Annotated in this window: 7 protein-coding genes; 2 read left to right on the top strand and 5 right to left on the bottom strand. The window is 68.5% G+C overall.

Annotated elements, in window-relative coordinates:
* Positions 1-626 precede the first annotated feature (626 nt).
* From ACIPUC_RS33095 to thyX, 3 genes are all read right to left on the bottom strand, one after another.
* Positions 627-2,312, bottom strand: a complete 1,686-nt coding sequence (locus ACIPUC_RS33095; RefSeq protein WP_446594075.1) for a ribonuclease J — start codon at positions 2,310-2,312, stop codon at positions 627-629.
* Positions 2,313-2,426: 114 nt separating this feature from the next.
* Positions 2,427-3,326 (bottom strand): 4-hydroxy-tetrahydrodipicolinate synthase, encoded by a 900-nt coding sequence (dapA, locus tag ACIPUC_RS33090; RefSeq protein WP_446594074.1) that lies wholly within the window; start codon positions 3,324-3,326, stop codon positions 2,427-2,429.
* A 200-nt stretch (positions 3,327-3,526) separates the two neighbouring features.
* Complete coding sequence (gene thyX / locus ACIPUC_RS33085) at positions 3,527-4,267, bottom strand: FAD-dependent thymidylate synthase (RefSeq protein ID WP_446594073.1); 741 nt, start codon at positions 4,265-4,267, stop codon at positions 3,527-3,529.
* Between the two features lie 165 nt (positions 4,268-4,432).
* Between thyX and ACIPUC_RS33080 the strand changes: the two genes are divergently transcribed.
* The gene (locus tag ACIPUC_RS33080) at positions 4,433-4,672 is read left to right on the top strand and encodes a hypothetical protein (RefSeq protein WP_446594072.1); all 240 of its coding nucleotides are present in this window, start codon (positions 4,433-4,435) and stop codon (positions 4,670-4,672) included.
* 48 nt (positions 4,673-4,720) lie between these two features.
* The gene (locus tag ACIPUC_RS33075; protein WP_446594071.1) at positions 4,721-5,281 is read left to right on the top strand and encodes a hypothetical protein; all 561 of its coding nucleotides are present in this window, start codon (positions 4,721-4,723) and stop codon (positions 5,279-5,281) included.
* 57 nt (positions 5,282-5,338) lie between these two features.
* Here ACIPUC_RS33075 and ACIPUC_RS33070 read toward each other — a convergent pair whose 3' ends face one another.
* Together ACIPUC_RS33070 and dapB are read right to left on the bottom strand one after the other, a co-directional pair.
* A complete protein-coding gene (locus ACIPUC_RS33070) occupies positions 5,339-5,785 on the bottom strand; it encodes a hypothetical protein (RefSeq protein ID WP_446594070.1) in 447 nt (148 codons plus the stop codon).
* Between the two features lie 15 nt (positions 5,786-5,800).
* Positions 5,801-6,553: a 4-hydroxy-tetrahydrodipicolinate reductase gene (dapB, locus tag ACIPUC_RS33065; protein WP_446594069.1), complete on the bottom strand. Its 753-nt coding sequence runs from the start codon at positions 6,551-6,553 to the stop codon at positions 5,801-5,803.
* Positions 6,554-6,562: the final 9 nt, after the last annotated feature.

Here is a 6,562-nt window from a genome sequence, read left to right as displayed (position 1 = left end):
GGATCAAACTCTCCATGAATGTTTACCCGTAATCGGGTGCACACACACGCAGAGCGGGACGATCATGTCGGAATAAGACCGACCGTCCACTGCGTCCTCGCTGTGTAATTGCCTGCAAGCACTCCACAAGGAAGCCTCACAGGTCTTTTTCAAAGGAACCTCATCCACCGAAGTGGACGGGGTATCAACTTTTGGCGTTGATTTTTGGCACGCTGTTGAGTTCTCAAGGAACGGACGCTTCCTTTGTACTCACCCTCTCGGGCTTTCCTCCGGGCTTTCGTTCTGTGTTCTTGCGTTTCCGACTCTATCAGAGTCGGTCTCGCTTGCTTTCCAGGTCCTGCGCTTTCGCGCTTTCCCTTTCCGGCGATTCCGACTCTATCAGATTCATTTCCGTGCCGTTCCGGCTTGGATTCGAATTCCGATGGCCTTCGGAGGGCCTTTCCCTTTCGGGTGGACCAAACTTTATCAGGTCTCCCTGGGTCCGGATTCCCACCCGCCCGCATGACTGGGCCGGGCACACATGTATACCCGGTGGCCGTGCTGGGGTGGAGACGTAAACGTACTGGAGCGGGGCCCCCCGATGCAAATCCGGTTGCCCCGCTCCGGTGACGTCGCTACGGCGAGGGTCAGACCTCGACGACGACGGGAAGGATCATCGGGCGGCGGCGGTAGCTGTCCGACACCCACTTGCCCATCGTGCGGCGGATGAGCTGCTGGATCTGGTGCGGCTCGGCCACGCCGTCGGCGGCGGCCCTGGCGATGGCTTCCTCGATCTTCGCGACGACCGGGCCGAAGGCCGAGTCCTCGATGCCGGAGCCGCGGGCCTGGATGTTCGGGCCGCTGACGACCTTGCCCGTGGTGCTGTCGACCACGACGTAGACCGAGATGATGCCCTCGTCGCCGAGGATCCGGCGGTCCTTGAGCGAGGCCTCGGTGACGTCGCCGACCGAGAGGCCGTCCACGTACACGTAGCCGGCCTGGACCTTGCCGGAGATCCGGGCCTTGCCGTCGATCAGGTCGACGACCACGCCGTCCTCGGCGATGACGATGCGGTCCTTCGGGACGCCCGTCATGGCACCGAGCTCGGCGTTGGCGCGCAGGTGGCGCCATTCACCGTGGACCGGCATCAGGTTCCGCGGCCTGCAGATGTTGTAGAAGTACAGCAGCTCGCCCGCGGAGGCATGGCCGGAAACGTGCACCTTGGCGTTGCCCTTGTGCACGACGTTGGCGCCCCAGCGGGTCAGGCCGTTGATCACGCGGTAGACCGCGTTCTCGTTGCCCGGGATCAGGGACGACGCCAGGATCACGGTGTCGCCGGGGACGATCCGGATCTGGTGGTCGCGGTTGGCCATGCGGGACAGGGCGGCCATCGGCTCGCCCTGGGAGCCCGTGCAGACCAGCACGACCTCGTCGTCCGGGAGGTCGTCGAGGGTCTTGACGTCGACGACGAGGCCGGCCGGGACCCGGAGGTAGCCCAGGTCGCGGGCGATGCCCATGTTGCGGACCATCGAGCGGCCGACGAAGGCGACGCGGCGGCCGTACTCGTGGGCGGCGTCGAGGATCTGCTGGATGCGGTGCACGTGGCTGGCGAACGACGCCACGATGATCCGCTTCTGGGCGCTCGCGAAGACTCCGCGGATCGCGTTGGAGATGTCGCGCTCGGGCGGGACGAAGCCCGGGACCTCGGCGTTCGTCGAGTCCGAGAGGAGGAGGTCGATGCCCTCTTCGCTCAGACGCGCGAAGGCGTGCAGGTCGGTGAGGCGGTTGTCCAGCGGGAGCTGGTCCATCTTGAAGTCGCCGGTGCACACGACCATGCCCGCACCGGTGCGGATGGCCACGGCCAGGGCGTCGGGGATGGAGTGGTTGACGGCGATGAACTCGCAGTCGAAGGGGCCCAGGTTCTCGCGCTCGCCTTCCTTCACCTCGAGGGTGTAGGGGCGGATGCGGTGCTCCTGGAGCTTCGCCTCGATGAGGGCCAGCGTCAGCTTGGAGCCGATCAGCGGGATGTCCGGCTTCTCCCGGAGGAGGTAGGGGACGGCGCCGATGTGGTCCTCGTGGCCGTGCGTGAGCACGATGCCGTCGATGTCATCGAGGCGATCCCGGATGGACGTGAAGTCCGGCAGGATCAGGTCGATGCCCGGTTGCTCCTCCTCGGGGAAGAGGACGCCGCAGTCGACGATCAGCAGACGGCCGTCGAACTCGAAGACGGTCATGTTGCGGCCGATCTCGCCGAGGCCACCCAGGGGGGTGACCCGCAGGCCGCCCTTGGGCAGCTTCGGCGGCGGTCCGAGTTCAGGATGCGGATGGCTCAAAAGTCTCTCCTCACCACACGCGCCACGTGCCCCGGAAGGCACGTGGCGCGCATGACATTCGTGCACTTGCTGTTGTCTGTTTCGGTCGTGCTTGTTCAGTTGTGAAGTCTGTTGTCAGAGCTGTACCCCGCCGGCGGCGAGATCGCGCTTGAGCTGCTCCGTCTCGTCGGCGGTCAGCTCGATCAGCGGGAGCCGCAGCGGGCCCGCGGGCAGGCCCTGCAGGTTCAGCGCGCCCTTGGTGGTCATCACGCCCTGGGTGCGGAACATGCCGGTGAAGACCGGGAGCAGCTTCTGGTGGATCTCGGTGGCCTTCTGGACGTCGCCGCCCAGGTGGGCCTCCAGCATGGCGCGCAGGTCGGGGGTGACCACGTGGCCGACCACGGAGACGAAGCCGACCGCGCCGACCGACAGGAGCGGCAGGTTCAGCATGTCGTCGCCGGAGTACCAGGCCAGGCCGCTCTGCGCGATGGCCCAGCCGGCGCGGCCGAGGTCGCCCTTGGCGTCCTTGTTGGCAACGATACGGGGGTGCTCGGCCAGCCGGACGAGAGTTTCCGTTTCGATCGGGACACCACTGCGGCCGGGGATGTCGTAGAGCATGACCGGCAGCTCGGTGGCGTCGGCGATCGCCGTGAAGTGCCGGTAGAGCCCCTCCTGCGGCGGCTTGCTGTAGTACGGGGTCACGGCGAGCAGGCCGTGGGCGCCGGTGCGCTCGGCCTGGCGGGCGAGCTCGAGGGTGTGGCGGGTGTCGTTCGTACCGATGCCGGCGACCACGTGGGCGCGGTCTCCGACGGCTTCGAGGACGGCTCGTACGAGGTCGTTTTTCTCCGCGTCGGTGGTGGTCGGCGACTCACCGGTGGTGCCGTTGATGATCAGGCCGTCGTTGCCTGCGTCCACCAAGTGGACGGCGAGCCGCTGCGCGCCGTCGAGGTCGAGTGCGCCATCCGCCGTGAACGGCGTGATCATGGCGGTGAGGACCCGCCCGAAGGGGGTCTGCGGAGTCGAGATCGGAGCCATGGGTAACACGCTACTCGCTGCCATGCTCGCAGTGTCCCCTCGGGGGACGTGGGTCCGAGTGTTGGACACCGGCACTGCCTGCTCGGGGGTTCAAGCAGTGCCGGGTCCGTTTGATCAGCCTAGATGAACTTTACGAAACGCCGCAATACGGACACTTAGGACTTGAGTCGCACATGCGTGCGTTACCCACGTACCGGGCCTTACGGGGCAACGCGGCCGTTGCCGTTGAAGGCCGCGTACGTGAGCGGCATGAGCTTCGCCCAGTGCTGCTCCATCTTCTCGCCGACCATCTCGATCTCCCGCTGCGGGAAGGACGGGACCTTCGCGAGCTCGTGCTGCGTCCGCAGACCGAGGAAGTGCATGAGCGAGCGGGCGTTGCAGGTGGCGTACATCGAGGAGAAAAGTCCGACCGGCAGGACCGAACGGGCAACCTCGCGGGCCACGCCGGCGGCGAGCATCTCCTGGTAGGCCTCGTACGCCTGCCGGTACGAGTCCTCCATGACCCGTCCGGTCAGCTCCTGCTGCGCCCCGGTGCCCTCGACGAAGACGTACTTGCCCGGGCGGCCCTCCTGGACGAGCTTGCGCTCGGCGTCCGGGACGTAGAAGACCGGCTCGAGCTCCCTGTAGCGACCGGATTCCTCGTTGTAGGACCAGCCCACGCGGTGCCGCATGAACTCCCGGAACACGAAGATCGGGGCACTGATGAAGAAGGTCATCGAGTTGTGCTCGAAGGGGCTGCCGTGGCGGTCCCGCATCAGGTAGTTGATCAGGCCCTTGGAGCGCTCCGGATCCTTCTGCAGCTCCTCGAGGGACTGCTCGCCGGCCGTGGAGACGCGGGCGGCCCACAGCACGTCGGAGTCGGCGGCGGAGTGCTTCACCAGCTCCACCGTCACATCACTGCGGAAGCTGGGTTTCAGATCTGAAGCGGCGGTCTCGCTCACCGGGGTCCTTCCAAACGTGCGTCCTGGGGCGCGCCCACTCTACGTCGCCCCCCGCGGCCCGCCGCGCCATCAATTCTCGTTAATGTGCCCAAAACCGGCACCGATTGGGCCTCTCGGACGTCCTACGTAAGAGAACGCACACCGATCGTGAGGAGAGTGGCCCCCATGTTCCGCCGCGGGGAACCCGTCCCGTTCGCCTTCGTCGCCGAGGCCGACCGCTTCCGCAGCAACGTCACTCCGCCGCCGCGCGAGCGCCTGAGCAGGACCCAGCTCGCCGCCCGTAGTCTGGTCGGGCTGACCGTGGTTGCCGGGCTGGCCGGCTCGCTGGTCTTCGGCATGCCCGCACTGCAGCCGAGCAAGGCACCGGAGAAGTCGCAGCAGTCGGAGGCCTCCCAGGGGCGGTAGCCTCACGGTCACAGCCCAACCGAACGTGCATGTGAGTGAGGTCCAGCCGTGCCCCTGCCCTTCCTGACGGCCGACGGTGTGTCCGACGCGGACGACTACGGCGACGAGGTGCCGGCCCACGCCGACCACGGCCGCTGGCGGCGCCCCTACCGGCCGGGGCCCTGGCGGGTGGGCATCGCCGCGCTGCTGCTCCTGCTGTCGGCGTTCATGCTGCTGTCGACGATGATCGTCGCCTTCGCCGGCGCCTGGGGCGGGGCCGCGGTCTGCCTCGTCGCCGCTCTCTCCGTCATCGGATCCGCGCTGCGGCTGCTGCGCGCGGGCGTCTGGGTGAGCCGTACGGGACTGCGCCGGGTGGGGTTCTTCGGGACCCGCTCGATCGCGTGGGGCGAGATCACCGAGCTCCGCACGGTGCAGCAGCCGGTGCGCTGGCTCGGTCTGCCGCGGACCGTACAGGGGCAGGCGCTGACCGTCGCCACCCGCGGGGGCGCGGAGCTGCCGGCGCTGCTGACCGACCACAGCGCCGATTTCCTGTCGCGGTCCGAGGCCTTCGACCGGGCTGCGGACACGGTCGGGGCCTGGGCCGACGAATACCGGCCCGTGGCCGCCTGATCCGGCGCGGCGCACGCGCGGGAAGCCCGTACGGGTATCAGGCCCGTACGGGCAGCCTCATCGGCCCGGCCCCTCGTGCAGGGCGATCGCCCGCTGCATGGCCTTGCGCGCCCGCGGGGTGTCACGGGCGTCGTGGTAGGCGACGGCGAGCCGGAACCAGCTGCGCCAGTCCCCCGGCGCGTCCTCGGTCTCGGCCTTGCGGCGCGCGAAGACCTCGTCGGCGGAGTCCCGCAGGATCCTCCCGTACTGGTCCCGCTCCAGCTCGTCCACGGGCAGTCCGCCCTCAGCCTCCAGCTCGGTCGCGAGCTGGTTGGCCCGGGTGACGAACTGGGTGTTCTTCCACAGGAACCAGACGCCGATGACCGGCAGGATCAGCACGGCCACGCCGAAGGTGACGGTGAGCCAGGTGCCCTGCCGGATCAGCATCAGGCCCCGGCTGCCAGCCAGGACGAAGTAGACGACCAGGACGGCGGCCGTGAGGAAGTACGTGATCTTCGCGCGCATGGGAGGACTACCGGATCAGCCGAGGTCGAGGAAGTGTTCCAGGCCGAAGGTGAGGCCCGGGGTCTGCGTCACGCGGCGGGCGCCGAGCAGGATGCCCGGCATGAAGCTGCTGTGGTGCAGGGAGTCGTGACGGATGGTCAGGGTCTCGCCCTCGCCGCCGAGCAGCACCTCCTGGTGGGCCAGCAGGCCGCGCAGGCGGACCGCGTGCACCGGGACGCCGTCGACGTCCGCGCCGCGGGCGCCGTCGAGTGCGGTGGCGGTGGCGTCGGGCTGGGCGCCGAGGCCGGCCTCGGCCCGGGCGGCCGCGATGAGCTGCGCCGTGCGGGTCGCGGTGCCCGAGGGGGCGTCGACCTTGTTCGGGTGGTGCAGCTCGACGACCTCGACGGACTCGAAGTAGCGGGCGGCCTGGGCGGCGAACTTCATGGTGAGCACGGCGCCGATGGAGAAGTTCGGCGCGATGAGCACACCGGTCCCGGGGGAAGCGGCGAGCCAGGTGTTCAGCTGGGCGAGGCGGTCCTCGGTCCATCCGGTGGTGCCGACCACGCCGTGGATGCCGTGGCGGATGAGGAAGTCGAGGTTCTCCATCACCGAGGCGGGGGTGGTCAGCTCGACGGCGACCTGGGCGCCGGCCTCGGCCAGCGCCTCCAGCTTGTCGCCGCGGCCGAGGGCCGCCACCAGCTCCATGTCGTCGGCGGCCTCGACCGCCTTGACCGCTTCGGAGCCGATGCGGCCCTGTGCGCCGAGGACTGCCACGCGCAGCTTGCTCATGTTGCTTGC

Source organism: Streptomyces sp. LARHCF249, assembly GCF_052871255.1.
This window is presented reverse-complemented; position numbering and strand designations above follow the sequence as displayed.

Bases quoted from the DNA above. Each gene is read 5' to 3' on its own strand.
- dapA (WP_446594074.1), bottom strand. From the start codon at position 3,326: ATGGCTCCGATCTCGACTCCGCAGACCCCCTTCGGGCGGGTCCTCACC.
- ACIPUC_RS33080 (WP_446594072.1), top strand. From the start codon at position 4,433: ATGTTCCGCCGCGGGGAACCCGTCCCGTTCGCCTTCGTCGCCGAGGCC.
- ACIPUC_RS33070 (WP_446594070.1), bottom strand. From the start codon at position 5,785: ATGCGCGCGAAGATCACGTACTTCCTCACGGCCGCCGTCCTGGTCGTC.
- dapB (WP_446594069.1), bottom strand. From the start codon at position 6,553: ATGAGCAAGCTGCGCGTGGCAGTCCTCGGCGCACAGGGCCGCATCGGC.